Below are 15,497 nucleotides of genomic sequence, written 5' to 3' on the forward strand. Positions count from 1 at the left end.
CTTACGGCGCGCTTGAGAGAGCAACGACGCCGATGCGGGCGTCGGCCGGGGCGGCGAGCGAAATCAGCTGCAGGATCTGCCCCGCGGCGCGATTATGGCTCAGCTCCTTCAGCCCGCGCTCAAAGGCCGCCAGCGGCTGCGCAGCGGAGATGGCGACGATGAGATCCGTCCCGAACGGCTCGCGAATTTGAAACGTCCAGGCGAAGGCGGCGTCGTCGATCACGCGCGGGTCGGCGCCGATCGGATAGAGCGCCTGCACGGCGCCGTTTCCGTTCACGGCGAAGAGAACGAGCGAACGCCCGCGCATGTCGGCAAGCTGCACTTCGACCTTGTCGCCCTTGCGCCGAATCGTGGTCCCGCCGGCGAGGCGGATCGGCTGCGGCCGCGCCGCCATTAGCTTGGCGAGACTCTCGGCCAGCGCGGTGCGGTCGATCACCGCCGGCAGGTCGTTTTCATCGATGTCATAAGCGACGACCTCGCCTTTCGATCGCGCCTGATGCGCGCCGGGGTCGAAGATGAGATCGGGACCCGCCGAAGGGGCCACAACCTCGAAGGGCGCGGCGTAAGGAGCAAGGCCCGAAACAAGCCGCGCGTCGCCCCCTTCAACGGCGACGCGGACGGTCCCAAGTTTTGGCGCTTTTGCGGCTGCCGGCGCGTCCGGACGGGCGTCGCGAAAGTTTGTGATCGGCGTCATCTCGTCGCCGGGCGCAAGCAGCCGGACGCCGCCTTGCGCGGGCGGGGCGCAGGTCAGCGCGGCAATAACGGCGCCGCGCCGGAGAGCCGACGCCAAATTCATGCCGCGGCAGCTCAGCTTGCACACGGTCAGCTTGAGCGCCCGACGCATGCGCGTTCCATCTCAAGGGGGTTACGCGCGCCCATCTGCCGCAACCTCGACCAATAGCCGGGCCAAACCCGCGATCCCGGCGCCGCGCGGGCCGTGCGTCCTCGGCGCAGACGCGATCCTTCTTGGACGAAATCGCGTCTTGAAACAAGAGGATGGAAGAAGCGGCGGCCGCGCCGCAATTCGGCCGCGGCTTGGCGTTGATCTTGCCTGCGGAAACTGGAACAAGGAAACGGGCGCATTCCGCGCCGCGACATGCAAACCCTCGGGGACATCACTGATGGCGTCAGCCTGTACTGAAGGGCTCGATACCGGCTTCGTTGCGCTTGGCTACGCCAAGGTCGCTGTGCTTGGCGTCGTTCAAGGCATAACCGAACTTCTTCCAATCTCCTCAACGGCTCATATGCGGATCGTGCCCGCCTTTTTGGGCTGGCAGGACCCCGGCTCGGCTTTTTCCGCCGCCATGCAGATGGCCGCGCTGGCGGCGGTGATCACCTATTTCTGGAGCGATGTGCGCGGCCTCGTCTTTGGCTCGATCGAAGCGGCGCTTCGCCGCGATTTTCAGGACTGGAACTTCCGCTTCGCGGTCTGGATCGTGCTGGCGACGATCCCGATCATCGTCGCCGGCGTGCTGCTCGCGCCCATTCTCAACGCCTGTGGCTCGCCGCTGCGGACGCTGACGGTGATCGGCATGTCCTGCATCGTGATGTCGCTGCTGATGGGCCTTGCCGAGCTCTATTCGCGGCCGAAGCGGACGATGGAGAACGCCACTTTGAAGGACGCCATGATCGTCGGCGTCGCGCAGGTCGGCGCGCTGATTCCCGGCGTGTCACGTTCCGGATCGACCCTGACGGCGGGCCTGTTCCGGGATTTCAGGCGCGAGGAGGCGGCAAGGTTCTCGTTCCTCTTGGGCTTGCCCGCGATCGCGGCGGCGGGTCTGCATGAATTCTGGGTTCTCCACAAGGTAGGCCTCGACGGCCACGGCTGGTCGATCCTGCTCTTTGGTCTGGTGATCGCCTCGATCTCGGCCTTTGCCGCGATCTGGGGCCTGTTGCGCATTCTGGAGCGGTTTTCGGCGTGGCCCTTCGTCGTCTATCGCGGATTGATGGGCGTTTTTCTTCTCGTCGCGGTGCTGCTCGGCTGGCTGCCGAACTGATCTTGGAGCCGGCAGTCTAGCGGCCGCGCGCTCAATCTCGTGCGCGCGGCCCGAGCATGCGTTCGGGGCGAACGAGGGCGTCATAGGTTTCGGCGTCGACAAGTCCCGAAGCCAGCGCCTCGTCCCGGAGCGTCGATCCCTTGGCGTGCGCCGATTTTGCGATGCGGGAGGCGGCGTCATAGCCGATCTTCGGTGCGAGCGCAGTGACGAGCATCAAGGATTGCCGCATCAAGGCCGCGATGCGCTCTTCGTTCGGCTGCAAGCCTTCGACGCAATGGGCGCGGAAGCTGTCGCAGGCGTCGCCGAGCAAGCGGATGCTTTCGAGACAGGCGCTGGCGATCACCGGCTTATAGACATTCAGCTCGAAATGCCCTTGCGAGCCGGCGAAGGCGATCGTCGTCTCATTGCCGAACACGCGAGCGCAGACCATCGTCAGCGCCTCGACCTGAGTCGGGTTGACCTTGCCCGGCATGATCGACGAGCCAGGCTCGTTCTCCGGCAACCTCAATTCGCCAAGGCCCGATCGCGGGCCGCTGCCGGCGAGGCGGATGTCGCTCGCGATCTTGTAGAGACCGGCGGCGATCGAATTCAGCGCGCCATGGGCGAAGACGAGCGCGTCATGGCTCGCGAGCGCCTCGAATTTATTGGGCGCGGTGACAAAGGGCAGCCCCGTATGATGCGCGATCTTCGCCGCGATCGCCTTGTCGAAACCGTCCGCCGCGTTGAGGCCGGTGCCGACGGCGGTGCCGCCCTGCGCCAGCCTGTAGAGGCCCGGCAGCACGGCGGCGAGCCGTTCCAGACCATACCGGAGCTGCGCGGCATAGGCTGAAAATTCCTGGCCCAGCGTGATCGGGGTCGCATCCTGAAGATGGGTGCGGCCGATCTTTACGATCGCGGCGAAGGCCTCCGCTTTTTCGCCGAGCGCGCGCTCGAGCCTTTGCATCGCGGGCGTGAGGCTGCGCTCGATCTGCAGGACGGCTGCGATATGCATCGCCGTCGGAAAACAATCATTCGAGGATTGGCCGAGATTGACGTGATCATTGGGATGCACCGGATCTCTCGATCCGCGTTTGCCGCCGAGCAGCTCATTGGCGCGGTTGGCGATCACCTCATTGACGTTCATATTGGTTTGCGTGCCGGATCCGGTCTGCCAGACGGACAGGGGAAATTCGGCGTCGAGGGCGCCGCTTTCAACCTCGCCGGCCGCGACGACGATCGCCTCGCTGAGTTTTGGATCGAGCAGGCCAAACTCGCGATTGATCTCAGCGGCTGCGCGCTTGATGAGCGCCAGCGCGTGGACGATCGCGATCGGCATGATATCGTCGCCGATGGCGAACAGCTTGCGGGAGCGCTCGGTTTGCGCCCCCCAATAGCGCTCGGCCGGAACCTCGATCGGTCCAAAACTGTCGCGTTCGATGCGCGTCTTGAGTTCGGTCATCGCTGTTGCTTTTCAGGCGGCGATTGTCTCACGCGCGAGGGCGTGAGCGGGTCACTCGCCGCCGCCGCGCGAGAAGCGCTGGCCGGCAAGATGGGGGTCGATCGCCTGCCAGTCGCCATCGTCGCCGAATTCGCTGCTCGAACTGATCGATAGCAATTCGGCAAGACGGCTGCGCGCCCGGTTGACGCGGCTCTTCATTGTGCCGACAGCGCAGCCACAAACGCCCGCCGCCTCCTCATAGGAGAGGCCCGAGCCGCCAATGAGGATCAAAGCCTCGCGTTGATCGGTCGGCAAATGTTGCAGGGCTTCGCGAAAATCCAGCATGTCCATGTGGCTGTTTTGCGCCGGCGCCGTCGCCAGCTTGCCGGCGATCGAGCCGTCGGAATCGGCCACCTCGCGCCGGCGCTTGCGATACTCGGAATAATAGATGTTGCGCAAAATGGTGAACAGCCACGCCCTGAGATTGGTCCCCTCGACAAAAGAGCTGAGCTTGCTCCAGGCCTTGACCAGCGTTTCCTGCACAAGATCGTCCGCCCGGTCGAGGTTGCCGCACAGCGAGACCGCAAAAGCGCGCAAATTGGGAATGACAGCAAGCATATCGGACGTCATCTGGGCGCTCACGGCGCCAGAGACCGGCGCGTCAGGCAGATCGTCTTCCTGCTCCAGAAGATCCTTTTGGTCAACGGTCACGGAGCGCCCTTCTTAAACTGTGCGCCCCCGGCGCTCTCAAGCTCGCGCAACAGATCAAAAAACCGGTCTGGGACCGGCTGGGAGAGAACGTCATTGTAAACGCTGCGCAGGCTGACGCCGATCTGGTCGGCCATTTTCGCGGGCGCTCTCGCCTTTACAGGGACCACCCGTCCGGGCGCACACACACCATAGCTGATGGCCTCAATCTCTGGCTTGATATCCTCCCCCGCCGATTCTTCGCCATTCCGCGCGCCCACGCCAGCCTTCGTCAGTTTCGTCACTCTATCACCCTTGCTGCTGGTCCACACGGTCGCCGCTGCTTCGCAGCGCCGCCGTTTTATTGCCCCGGCTTTCGACTAACATGCATTGATCCGCGATAGCTATCCGGCTGATTTTCCGAAAGACTTGGCGTGCGGCCGCAAAAGGCGGTAACTTGCTAAGTCTCGGCTCAAAACGCCTTGCGCCGCACAAAGTTCCCGGTTTTGGGAACCATTTCGCGAGCCTTGGCATTTTCCTTCGAGGCCGCACGCAGCGGCGCAAGTTTGTCCACAGGGGCGTTTTTAATGTCAATATCTCAGGCAATCTCCTCGCATATCCCCTATCTGCGCCGGTTTTCCCGCGCCCTGACGGGATCGCAGGCGGGTGGAGATGCTTATGTTCTTGCGACGCTTGAGGCGATCGTTGCGGACCCGAGCGAATTTGAAACCGAGCCGGATGTGCGCACCGCGCTCTACCGGCTTTTTCTCAAGGTTTGGAGCTCGGTCTCGGTCAATGATCACGTCGACGAAGTCGGATTTTCCGGCGACGAGATCGGCGCTCATCGTAATCTCGAGGCCATCACCCTGCGGCCGCGCATCGCCTTCCTCCTGAGCTCGCTCGAGGGGTTCAAGACGGACGAAGTGGCGGCGACGCTGGAATGTCCGATCGAGGAGGCCGCCTCCCTGATCGATGCGGCCGGCAAGGAGATCGCCAACCAGATCAGGACGGACGTCGTTATCATCGAGGACGAGCCCTTTATCGCGCTGGATCTGCAGACGCTGGTGGAGGAGCAGGGACACCGCGTCATCGCCGTCGCGCGCACGCACCGCGAAGCGGTTGAGGCCGTCAACAAGGAGCGGCCCGGATTGATTTTGGCCGATATCCAGCTCGCTGACGGCAGCTCCGGTCTCGAGGCGGTCAACGAAATTCTTGAGTCGTTCTCCGTTCCCGTCATCTTCATCACAGCCTATCCGGAACGCTTCCTGACAGGAGCGCCGCCGGAGCCCGCCTTCCTCATTACCAAGCCTTTCGGCGTCGACAGTCTGAAGGCGGTGATCAGTCAGGCGCTGTTCTTCGATCGCAGATCGCATCGCAAGGAAGAACAGGCTTCGAAGGGCGCGCTGGTCTGAGCGGCCATCCTTTGCTCGCAACACAAAAAGCCGATGCGCGTGGACGCGCATCGGCTTCTTTTTGGCGGCGTTGCATGTAGTTTGGATCAGAGAAGCTTGCGCTTCGACCCCAAGGTGCGGCCAAGGAAAACGCCTGCCCCCGCGGCCATCACCACCAGGGAAAAGGGGCCGAGCTGCTTGGCGACCTGCGTCCCCGCTTCGACCGCTTTCGCCTCCTTTTGCATTCCCGCTTCGCGGAGGGCGTCGAGGATGGGCGATGCGATCGTGTCGAGGTTTGCGGCAAATTGCGCCGCCGTCGGGCGAGCCGCCGCGGACGGCGCACTGAGCAGCGCCGGATTGGCCGGCTCCATCAGCGCCGCAACCGTCTGCGGGGGGGGAGCCCCTGTCTCCACAACCGCCGGACGCCGAAGCGCGAGCGAGAAAAACAACAGGGCAAAGACAGCATAGAAGCCGGCTATGCTGCCGGCGGCGACGACCGGACTCGAGACGCTCTCGATGTAGAGAAACAGATCGACCGTCAGAAAGGCGGAGGCTGCGATGACGCAGCCGACAGCCATGATGATCAGCGCAAATTTCTTGACCAGTCGGCCAAGCATATCCTCCAGTGGAACCGTCGCGTCATGCGCCAGCCGCTTGAAGAAATTATTCACTTGCGCCCGCCGGTCAGGAGACCGACGACAAGTCCGGCGCCGAGCGCGATCAGCACCGCCATCAGGGGATTGCGTTCGATCACGGCTTCAAGATCCGAGCTTGCGCCCGAGATTTTCTCCTTTGCGTCCGAAGCGTGATCGCTCAATTTCTGCCGCGCGGCGTCCATTGCCCCGTAAACGCTGTCGGTGGTCGCCGAAGCCTCGGCCTTGACCAGCTTCGCCACAGACGCCGTCAGCTTCGAAATATCGTCGCGCAAGGCGCTGAGGTCTGCTGCAAAGTCCTTTGAAGCATCTTCGAGCGATTTCGTGTCGGTCATATTATCTCCGTGCTGTTTCTGGCGGCGCCAAGACCGCCGCTCGTAAAGTATTGCTGGAATGTTGACCCCAAGTTGATCGGGATCAAATCCGAGCGTCAGCGCCGCCGCCGCATCACCGGCAATCATAACCAGATGACCCGCTGCAGCGCCATAATGGAATGGCGCGATCTAGCATTTAGAATCAGGATGAAAAAGACTTGTCGCCAAGGGGAGGAGTCCCCACTGCTTTTTCCAGCGCGAAATCAAACTCTGCCGCTGTTGGTTGGTTCCCTGCGCCAATTGGACGGGTCAGCTACCCGAAGCGGGACGTTGATTGGATCCGACGGGTCCGGGGCTGGCGGATCGATGATTGGCGGCAGCGGCAAATCGCCAGGATTGTCGACCGGGAGCGGGGCGGGGTCGGGCGGGGGGATGTCGGGCCCAGGCGGCGGCGGAAAGTTTCCCGGCGTCACATCCGGTTGCGGCTGCGGGTCAGGGGCAGGCGGTTTTGGAGTCTGTTGGAATTCGAGCGCGCTTTGCAGGGCCAAGACAATGTCCTTCATGGGCAGATATGAGCGCGTTTAACGTGCGCCCACCTTGCCGGTTCCTCGCCGATGTCGGCCGCGGCGAAAGTGGCAAGGGCAAATGAACCTTATGCCGCTTCGCGCTTTTCCTTGCGACACCCTGTTGCAACCCGAAACAGATATGAGGAGCGACCATGCCCGTGAAATCGATGAACGACCTTTTTCTGCACACCCTCAAGGATATTTATTACGCCGAGAAACAGATCTACAAATCGCTTCCGAAAATGGCCAAAGGCGTAGGCTCGCCGGAGCTGAAGCAGGCTTTTGAGAAGCATCGCGACGAAACGGAGCAGCAGATCGAAAGACTGGAGTCGATTTTCGAAAGCTGTGGCGTTGCGGCGCGCGCCATACGTTGCGAGGCGATGGACGGTATTCTCGCCGAAGGGAAGGAAGCTTTAGAGGATATAGACGACAAGCAAGTGCGCGACGCCAGCGTTATCGCCGCAGCGCAGACGATTGAGCATTACGAGATCGCCCGTTATGGCGCATTGATCGCCTGGGCCGAGCAACTTGGCATGCAGCAGGCGGCAGAGCTGTTGCGCGTGACTCTCGAGGAAGAAAAGAAAACGGACGCCGCGCTGTCAAAGCTTGCGGTGCAGAGCGTTAACAAAGCGGCGGCTTAAGCGGCCGTCCGCATGCGGGGCGAGCGGCTGCGCCGCCGCCCCTACGCGGGAAGGCGTTTTCCGATGGACCAGAACCCTTTGAAAAATCCCGTCGCGCCTGTTGTCGGCGCCAAAGCGGATCGGCGCAACGAACTCCCCGTTGCCACCGTCCGCTATGTGTTGATCGGCGGGTTGGCGCTGGCGGCGCTGTCCGGCGTGATGATGTTTGTCGTGCAGTGAGGCTTTCGCTCAACTGGCGCCGGCGAAGGAATGCGGCGCCGGGCTGATCGGAGTGGTTACGCCATTGTCGATCTGCAACACCGCAAGGCCGCGCTCATTCGAGCCGTCGGGCAGAAAGCGGAACACGCCGTCCGCGCCGTTGAAGCCGGAGCGGTTGGTCAGCACGCTTTCCGAATAGCGTTGCGAGCCCTGCGTATGCGCCAACGCCGCCGCCAGAGACACGGCGTCATAGCCAAGGGTGGCGATGCGCGCCGGATCCGCGCCGTATTTCGCGGCGTAGCGGGTCGAAAAAGCGTTGTAGCCGCCATTTTCGGGCGCCGAGAACCACGCGCCCTGCAGCGCCGGAAGCTTCAGCACGCGCGCGTCGTTCCAAAGACCCGTGCCGAGGATTTGCACCTGCTTGGCGTTCAGTCCCGCCGTCGTCAGGGCCTGCGACACCGCCGGCATGGCGTCGGCCTGTTCGGGGATGAACAGCGCGTCGATCTGATCGCCGAGCGCGGCGATTTTCTGGACCGAGGCGGCAAGCGTTTGCGCCTGAAAATGTTCGATCGTCATCACGCGAACGCCGTTGCGCGCCGCCGCCTGCTGAAAAGCGGCCTCAGCGACTCGGCCGTAATCATTCTGCGGTATGAGAGCCGCCATCGATTTCTTGCCGCGCGAGGCGGCGTAATCGACGATGCGATTGACGTAGGAATCGACCAGGAAAGATAAAAGATAGACGCCGCTGCCGCCGGTCGAGGAGTCCGTCGAAAAGGCGATCACCGATTTTCCGGCGCCGCGCGCAACGCGTCCAACTTCCCGCACATCCGGCGCGAACAGCGGCCCGATGATGAGATCGGCCCCTTCGGCAACAGCTTCCTGGGCAGCGATCCGCGCCCCGTCCGGGGTCGAGCGGTCGTCCTTCACGATCAATGTGAGATCATTGCCGCCGGCCTCATTCAGCGCGAGTTCGGCCGCATTGCGCAGCGATGCGCCGACGACGCTGGGGCTTCCCGAGGTCTGCGTCAGCGGCAGCACCAGGGCCACCTTGACGGGACCGGAGCCGATCCGCTCACCGGGGGCGCTGGGCGGCGCGACGGGTTGGCTGCTGACGGTCTCCGAGGGCGCGCGGACGACCGGGCCGCCCGAGGGGCCGCAGGCGGCAAGGCAAAAGGCAAGCGCGGCAGCGCCGACCATGGCCAATGGGAAGCGCCGTTGGGTTAGCTGCGACAGGGCGTTCATGCGCCGTCTCCGGCGATGGCCTGGAGCCTGCGGCTCGGGTGAGGCTGACGGGAGCTTTTGGTCATCAGTTGCAGTCGCTTCACTCGCGGTTTTCGGCCGGCGGCCGCACTGGCGGAAGAAAAACCTAAAATTGTGTTAGCATAAAAATGGATGCTCGTTTCAGTCATAAAATCGCCGCGCGGGCAAGCCGGCCTAAAGCGCTTTCTTGCCAAATGCGGGCAGATGTTCTATAAACAGAACGAAAGATTGTTTTAAAGAACGCAGCCGTTTTTTAATCGGCGGGGCAGCAGCCATGAGCATCAGCGATCGGGAACGCAAAAGCGCCGATTTTCGCGCCGACGCAGCGGGAAAGGCGGAGGGTGGGGCCTCCAGCGCCTTCACGGCCTTTGGTCTGCGCGCGGAGGCTGAGCCGATCCGCAAGGGCCTGCATGTCGTCGCGACGCCGATCGGCAATCTCGGCGATATCTCCTTTCGCGCGCTGGCGACCCTCGCCGCGGCGGACGCCGTCGTCGCCGAAGACACGCGCGTCACGAAAACGCTGCTCGCCCATTATGGCATCGCGACGCCGCTCGTCGCCTATCATGAGCACAATGCGGCGGTCATGCGCCCACATCTGCTGGCCCGTCTCGCCGGCGGCGCCGCGCTGGCCCTGGTGTCAGACGCCGGCACGCCGCTCGTCTCGGATCCCGGCTATCGGCTGGTCGCCGATGCGCTGGCGCAGAATATCGAGGTGATCTCCGTGCCGGGTGCCTCCGCCGTCCTCGCAGCGCTTGTGGTGGCGGGCCTGCCGACCGACCGGTTTTTCTTCGAAGGTTTCCTGCCGCCGAAATCAGCGGCGCGACGTCAGCGCATTGCTGAACTTGCGCCAATTCCGGGAACGCTCGTGTTCTTCGAATCGCCGCGCCGTATCGTTGAGACGGTGGCTGATCTTGCAGCCGTGCTTGGTCCGCGCGACGCGGCGCTTGCTCGCGAACTGACCAAATATTACGAGACGGTGCGCCGCGCGCCCTTGCCCGAGCTTGCCGCCGCGCTCGAAGCGGAAGGACCGCCGAAAGGCGAGATCGTGCTGCTCGTGGGGCCGCCCGACGCTCGCGCCCTGATCGACAATCAGGACGACATCGACGCGCGGCTAACCGACGCGCTCGAAACGCTTTCGGTCAAGGACGCGGCGGCGATCGTCTCGGCGGCGACCGGCCAGCCGCGCCGCAAGGTCTATGCAAGGGCGATCGAATTGACGGGCTCGTCGGAATCGCGAAACAAGTCCGACGAAAAAACAGACTGATTTGGCGGCGCCATGTCCAAGCCCAGCAGCGTGACCAACATGATGCGCTTGACGCGGGCTTGCCCCGGCCGGGCGGGTCGCGTCGGCCAGCGCACGCGCTGACCCCATGCGAGACGCTGACGACCGGCGCGCGGCGCTGTGGCAAGGCAGGATGGCCGAGCGGGCCGCAATCCTCGCGCTGCGCCTGAAGCGTTACGCGATCCTTGAGCGCGGCTACCGCATTCATGGCGGCGAGATCGACATTATCGCGCGGCGCGGCGACACCATCGCTTTCGTCGAGGTCAAGGCGCGCCCGACGATGGATGGCGCGCTTCAGTCGATCACGCCGCAAAAGCGGAGGCGCATCTGCCGGGCGGCGAGGGTCTGGCTGGCGTCGCATCCCTATGCGGCGGCGATGACCTTGCGCGGCGACGCGGTTTTCGTCGCGCCCTGGCGCTGGCCGCATCATGTCGCCGCAGCCGTCGAACTTGATTTTGGTTGATCTCTGGTCGCGGTTACTGGCGAAAAATCGAGCGATCGCTAGATTACGCAAGACCTCGATTTTGGAATCGGCGAACACGGATGCAGACGCTTGAAAGGGATGAGATCAACGAGGCTGCGCCGCCCTCCCTCGCGGCGGGGCAGGCGATCGCCGTCGATCTCATCGCGGTGACCGTCGCCGTGACCAATGGCGACCCGCGCGTCCTGACCATCGAAGATCAGGGGGCGCTCCCCTCCGGGCCGTTCCAAGTCGGCCACCGTTCGCTGCAGTCGGGGCTGCGCGCCTGGGTCGAGCGGCAGACGAGCCTTCCGCTCGGCTATATGGAGCAGCTTTACACCTTTGCCGACAGGGACCGCGCCGGCGTCGAACAGCAGGTGATCTCGATCAGCTATCTCGGGCTGACGCGCGAGCAGCAGGCGTCAGGCGAGAGCGAGGCGGGTTGGGGCAGCTGGTACGCCTATTTTCCCTGGGAGGATCACCGCGTCGGCACGCCGGCGATGATTGCGCAAGAGCTCGAGCCGCGCCTGCGCGGCTGGATCGAGGCCGGGCGCGACCCGGAGCAGCGCCAGATCAGGCTGCAACGCGCCTCGATTACCTTTGGGCTCGATGGCCGGCCCTGGAACGAAGATCTCGTATTGCAGCGCTATGAGCTTTTGTTCGAGGCGGGCCTTATCGCTGAATCGGGAGCGGCCTCGACCTTGACAGGACGGGCGGCGACGGGCGGTCGCCCGATGATCCTCGATCATCGCCGTATTCTTGCCACCGGCATCGCGCGGCTGCGGGCGAAAATCAAATATCATCCTGTCGTGTTCGAGCTCATGCCGGAGACCTTTACGCTGTTACAGCTACAGCGCTGCGTTGAAGCGCTGGCTGGCCGACTGGTGCATAAGCAGAATTTTCGTCGTCTGATCGAGCAGCAAGAGCTCGTCGAGGAAACCGGCCAAGCTGCTCAGGATACAGGGGGAAGACCGGCTAAACTGTTTCGATTCCGGCGCGCGGTCTTCACCGAACGGGCGATCGTCGGCACCAAACTTCCGATCTCCAAGGCTTGACAAATCTTATACTCATCCCCAGCATATGATACAATAATGCTCACAGGGAGTATAAGGCTATGGCTTCGCCGGCGGAAGTATTGCGTTCAACGATTCGCGGCGAAGGTCACTCCTTTACGCCCAAACCCCAGGCGCCCTCTGCGCGCGACCTTTACGCCAAGGTCAGCCACGCCGTGCCGGCGATCGAGTGGCCAGTCTATGCCGCCGAGATCGACGCTATTATGACGCTGAAGCGCACGCGCAACGCCGTCGTGCTGGCGCATAATTATCAGACGCCGGAAATTTTTCACTGCGTTTCCGATATCGTCGGCGACAGCCTCGCTTTGGCGCGGGAAGCGATGACCGTCGACGCCGACGTCATCGTGCTCGCGGGCGTGCACTTCATGGCCGAGACGGCGAAACTGCTCAATCCAAGCAAGACCGTGCTGATCCCTGACTTGGGGGCCGGCTGTTCGCTTGCGGACTCGATTACGCCGGCAGATGTCCGGCGCCTGCGCGCCGCCTATCCTGGCGTCCCGGTCGTCACTTATGTGAACACTTCGGCCGCAGTGAAGGCCGAATCCGATATCTGCTGCACCTCCGGCAACGCCAAGGCCGTCGTCGAATCGCTCGGCGTCGACCGCGTCATCATGCTGCCGGACGAATTTCTCGCCCGCAACATCGCGGCGCAGACCGACGTCAAGATCATCAGCTGGTCCGGCCATTGCGAGGTGCATGAGCTGTTTACCGCGCAGGAGGTGCGCGATCTGCGCGAGGATTACCCCGGCGTCGTCGTGCTGGCCCATCCCGAATGCGCCCCCGAAGTCGTGGCGGAGGCTGATTTTTCCGGCTCGACCGCGGCGATGCAGGCCTATGTCGCGCGCGAGCGTCCGGCCAAGCTGGTGCTCCTCACCGAATGCTCGATGAGCGACAATGTCGCCGTGCTGCATCCCGATCTCGACTTCGTGCGTCCCTGCAATCTCTGTCCGCATATGAAGAAGATCACGCTGCGCAACATCAGGCGCTCGCTTGAGACGATGCAGCACGCCGTCGAGATCGACCCGAGCGTCGCCGACCGGGCCCGGCTTGCGGTCGAGCGCATGCTGGCGGTCAAATAGCCCGCTGCGCGGTTTCGGCTCGTCTCTCAAAATCAGATCATGGCAGGTGCAATCACGATGGACGCGACAGGCGCTTGCATCATCATAGGCGGCGGCCTTGCCGGACTTTCGGCGGCGCTCGCGCTCGCGCCGGCCCCGGTGATTCTTGTCAGCAAGGCGCGGCTCGGGACGGAAGCCTCGAGCGTGCTGGCGCAGGGCGGCGTCGCCGCCAGCGTCGGCCCTGACGACGATCTCGCCTTGCATCTTGCCGATACGCTGAAGGCAGGCGACGGGCTTTGCGACGCAGTGGCGGCAAAGGCCATTCTCGCTGCTGCGCCGGCGGCGATCGAAAATCTCGTAAAGCTTGGCGCGCCCTTCGACCGCGACGCGGAGGGACGCCTGATGCTCGGCCTCGAGGCCGCCCATTCGCGCCGGCGCATCGTCCACGCCGGCGGCGACGGCAGCGGCCGCGAAATCATGCGCGCAATGATCGCCCGCGCGCGCAACACGCCCTCGATCACCTTCCTCGAAGGAGTCGAAGCGCATCGCCTCATTATCGAGGACGGCGCCGTCGCCGGCCTTGTTGCGGAAGCCGAGGGCGAGCCGTTGCTGATCGCCTGCAACCACGTCGTGATCGCGACGGGCGGCGTCGGCGGGCTTTATCTGCACGGCACGAATCCGGCGGGTTCGTTCGGCTCGGGGCTCGCGCTGGCGGCCCGCGCCGGGGCGGAGATGGCTGACCTCGAATTCGTGCAGTTTCACCCGACCGCGCTCGACAGCGATGATTTTCCACTAAAGCTTATCAGCGAAACCGTGCGCGGCGAAGGCGCCATCCTCGTTGATGAGCGCGGCCACAGATTCATGGCGCAGACGCCGGGCAAAGAACTGGCCCCGCGCGATATCGTCGCCCGGGCCGTGTTCGCGCAGCTCGCGGCGGGCCATCGCGTCTTCCTCGACGCGCGCGAAGCCGTCGGCTCCCATTTCGCGGAAAAATTTCCCGCGATCACCGGCTTTTGCCATGCTGTTGGCATAGATCCCGCGACACAGCCGATCCCGATCCGCCCGGCGGCGCATTATCACATGGGGGGCATCAAGGTGGACCTTGCCGGCCGCAGCTCCATTGAAGGGCTTTGGGCCTGCGGGGAGGCCGCATGCACGGGACTGCATGGAGCGAACCGGCTCGCCAGCAATTCGCTGCTCGAAGCCATTGTGTGCGGCGGTTTTGTCGCCGAGAGCGTCGCGGCGGCGAGCCCGACGCGCCGGCGTAAGCTGTCGGGTGAGGCGGCGCAGATTGTCCCCCAAAATCCGGCGCCTGTGCGGAAAATCATGTCGCGTGCAGTCGGCGTGTTGCGCGAGCGCGACGGATTGCGGCAGGCCGCCGGCGCTCTGCTTGCCCTGTCGCGCACGGACGCGACCGCGAGCGATGCGGCGAGCGTCGGTCTGATGATTGCCGTCGCGGCGCTGAAGCGGCAGGAAAGCCGCGGCGCCCATGCCCGCACGGATTATCCCGGTCTTGCGGCGGCGCCCCGCCGAACCACGCTACGGCTTGACGAAGCGGTGCGGGCGGCCGAGGAATTCCTTCCCGAAATGGCCGACTGAAATTCGTCCAGGACATGGTGTGAGATGAGCCCCGCGCGATGCTAGCGCCGCTGCCAAGATTGCTGACCGAGCCGCTGGTTCGCGGCGCGCTGCTGGAAGATCTTGGCCGGGCGGGCGATGTCACCTCCGACGCCATCGCTCCGGCCAGCCTCAACATGCGCGCGGTTCTCGCCGCCCGGCAGCCGGGAGTGGTGGCTGGCCTCGACCTTGCGCGGCTGGCTTTCGAACTGATCGATCCGCGCATCTTTGTCCGCATCGAGCGTCCGGACGGCGCAGCCGTCGCGGCGGGCGATCGGATCGCTGTCATCACCGGACCCGCGCGGGGCGTTCTGACAGCCGAGCGGACGGCCCTGAACTTTCTTTCCCATCTCAGCGGCGTTGCGACCGCAACCGCCACGCTGGTCGCGGCGGTCAAAGGGTATAAGGCCAAGATCGTCTGCACGCGGAAAACCACGCCCGGCCTGAGGGCGGTCGAGAAATATGCCGTGCGCGCCGGCGGTGGCTCGAACCATCGGTTCGGCCTCGACGACGCTCTGCTGATCAAGGACAATCATGTCGCCATCGCCGGCGGCGTCGCCGAGGCGTTGCGGCGCGCGAAAGCCGCAGCCGGCCATCTCGTCAAGATCGAGCTTGAGGTCGATACGCTGCAACAGCTGGTGGAGGCGATGGAGCAGGGGGTCGACGTCGTCCTGCTCGACAATATGACTCCCGACATGCTGACAGAGGCTGTCAGGATCGTCGCGGGGAGGGCCGTTACAGAAGCGTCTGGGAGGATAACGGCAGCGTCGGCCCCCGCCGTCGCGGCGTCCGGGGTCGATGTCATTTCGGTGGGCTGGCTAACGCATAGCGCGCCAATCCTCGACATCGGGCTCGATTTCGAGCCCTGAGCCGAAGCGCCGCC

General features: G+C 64.0%; 17 protein-coding genes. 10 read left to right on the forward strand and 7 right to left on the reverse strand.

The window, feature by feature from the left end:
* Position 1: 1 nt before the first annotated feature.
* On the reverse strand, positions 2-844 hold the full coding sequence (locus tag MSIL_RS01445) for a hypothetical protein (protein WP_012589330.1): 843 nt from the start codon (positions 842-844) through the stop codon (positions 2-4).
* Between the two features lie 277 nt (positions 845-1,121).
* On the opposite strand from MSIL_RS01445, the gene MSIL_RS01450 reads away from it, so the two are divergent.
* The gene (locus tag MSIL_RS01450; protein ID WP_012589331.1) at positions 1,122-1,997 is read left to right on the forward strand and encodes an undecaprenyl-diphosphate phosphatase; all 876 of its coding nucleotides are present in this window, start codon (positions 1,122-1,124) and stop codon (positions 1,995-1,997) included.
* A gap of 31 nt (positions 1,998-2,028) precedes the next feature.
* Here the strand turns inward: MSIL_RS01450 and fumC are convergent, their stop codons facing one another.
* The 3 genes from fumC to MSIL_RS01465 form a co-directional block, all read right to left on the reverse strand.
* Entirely contained in the window at positions 2,029-3,435 is a 1,407-nt protein-coding gene (gene fumC / locus MSIL_RS01455) for a class II fumarate hydratase (protein ID WP_012589332.1), read from the reverse strand.
* 51 nt (positions 3,436-3,486) lie between these two features.
* Positions 3,487-4,044 (reverse strand): sigma-70 family RNA polymerase sigma factor, encoded by a 558-nt coding sequence (locus MSIL_RS01460; protein ID WP_012589333.1) that lies wholly within the window; start codon positions 4,042-4,044, stop codon positions 3,487-3,489.
* A 77-nt stretch (positions 4,045-4,121) separates the two neighbouring features.
* Positions 4,122-4,406, reverse strand: a complete 285-nt coding sequence (locus tag MSIL_RS01465; RefSeq protein WP_012589334.1) for a NepR family anti-sigma factor — start codon at positions 4,404-4,406, stop codon at positions 4,122-4,124.
* Positions 4,407-4,688: 282 nt separating this feature from the next.
* Between MSIL_RS01465 and MSIL_RS01470 the strand changes: the two genes are divergently transcribed.
* Positions 4,689-5,513 (forward strand): response regulator, encoded by an 825-nt coding sequence (locus MSIL_RS01470; protein WP_012589335.1) that lies wholly within the window; start codon positions 4,689-4,691, stop codon positions 5,511-5,513.
* 86 nt (positions 5,514-5,599) lie between these two features.
* Here the strand turns inward: MSIL_RS01470 and MSIL_RS01475 are convergent, their stop codons facing one another.
* Entirely contained in the window at positions 5,600-6,163 is a 564-nt protein-coding gene (locus MSIL_RS01475; RefSeq protein ID WP_012589336.1) for a hypothetical protein, read from the reverse strand.
* The gene (locus tag MSIL_RS01480; RefSeq protein WP_012589337.1) at positions 6,160-6,480 is read right to left on the reverse strand and encodes an ElaB/YgaM/YqjD family protein; all 321 of its coding nucleotides are present in this window, start codon (positions 6,478-6,480) and stop codon (positions 6,160-6,162) included. The genes MSIL_RS01475 and MSIL_RS01480 overlap by 4 nt, the downstream gene beginning before the upstream one ends.
* Positions 6,481-7,177: 697 nt before the next feature.
* Here MSIL_RS01480 and MSIL_RS01485 point away from each other — a divergent pair.
* Both MSIL_RS01485 and MSIL_RS01490 read left to right on the forward strand, forming a co-directional pair.
* Positions 7,178-7,666: a YciE/YciF ferroxidase family protein gene (locus MSIL_RS01485; protein WP_012589338.1), complete on the forward strand. Its 489-nt coding sequence runs from the start codon at positions 7,178-7,180 to the stop codon at positions 7,664-7,666.
* 12 nt (positions 7,667-7,678) lie between these two features.
* Positions 7,679-7,885 carry a hypothetical protein gene (locus MSIL_RS01490; protein WP_041367458.1) on the forward strand — a complete coding sequence of 69 codons (207 nt, stop codon included), beginning with the start codon at positions 7,679-7,681 and terminating at the stop codon, positions 7,883-7,885.
* A 9-nt stretch (positions 7,886-7,894) separates the two neighbouring features.
* On the opposite strand, the gene MSIL_RS01495 is transcribed toward MSIL_RS01490, so the two are convergent.
* The gene (locus tag MSIL_RS01495; protein WP_012589340.1) at positions 7,895-9,106 is read right to left on the reverse strand and encodes a penicillin-binding protein activator; all 1,212 of its coding nucleotides are present in this window, start codon (positions 9,104-9,106) and stop codon (positions 7,895-7,897) included.
* 292 nt (positions 9,107-9,398) lie between these two features.
* Between MSIL_RS01495 and rsmI the strand changes: the two genes are divergently transcribed.
* The 6 genes from rsmI to nadC all read left to right on the forward strand — a co-directional run bounded on the left by rsmI (position 9,399) and on the right by nadC (position 15,483).
* Positions 9,399-10,388 (forward strand): 16S rRNA (cytidine(1402)-2'-O)-methyltransferase, encoded by a 990-nt coding sequence (rsmI, locus tag MSIL_RS01500; protein WP_012589341.1) that lies wholly within the window; start codon positions 9,399-9,401, stop codon positions 10,386-10,388.
* Positions 10,389-10,494: 106 nt separating this feature from the next.
* The gene (locus MSIL_RS01505) at positions 10,495-10,869 is read left to right on the forward strand and encodes a YraN family protein (protein WP_012589342.1); all 375 of its coding nucleotides are present in this window, start codon (positions 10,495-10,497) and stop codon (positions 10,867-10,869) included.
* 80 nt (positions 10,870-10,949) lie between these two features.
* On the forward strand, positions 10,950-11,921 hold the full coding sequence (locus MSIL_RS01510) for an NUDIX hydrolase (protein ID WP_012589343.1): 972 nt from the start codon (positions 10,950-10,952) through the stop codon (positions 11,919-11,921).
* 59 nt (positions 11,922-11,980) lie between these two features.
* Complete coding sequence (nadA, locus tag MSIL_RS01515; protein WP_012589344.1) at positions 11,981-13,018, forward strand: quinolinate synthase NadA; 1,038 nt, start codon at positions 11,981-11,983, stop codon at positions 13,016-13,018.
* 39 nt (positions 13,019-13,057) lie between these two features.
* Entirely contained in the window at positions 13,058-14,596 is a 1,539-nt protein-coding gene (locus tag MSIL_RS01520; RefSeq protein ID WP_244406195.1) for an L-aspartate oxidase, read from the forward strand.
* Between the two features lie 38 nt (positions 14,597-14,634).
* Positions 14,635-15,483 (forward strand): carboxylating nicotinate-nucleotide diphosphorylase, encoded by an 849-nt coding sequence (gene nadC / locus MSIL_RS01525; RefSeq protein WP_012589346.1) that lies wholly within the window; start codon positions 14,635-14,637, stop codon positions 15,481-15,483.
* Positions 15,484-15,497 lie beyond the last annotated feature (14 nt).

Source organism: Methylocella silvestris BL2 (assembly GCF_000021745.1).
In the GTDB taxonomy this organism is placed as follows: domain Bacteria; phylum Pseudomonadota; class Alphaproteobacteria; order Rhizobiales; family Beijerinckiaceae; genus Methylocapsa; species Methylocapsa silvestris.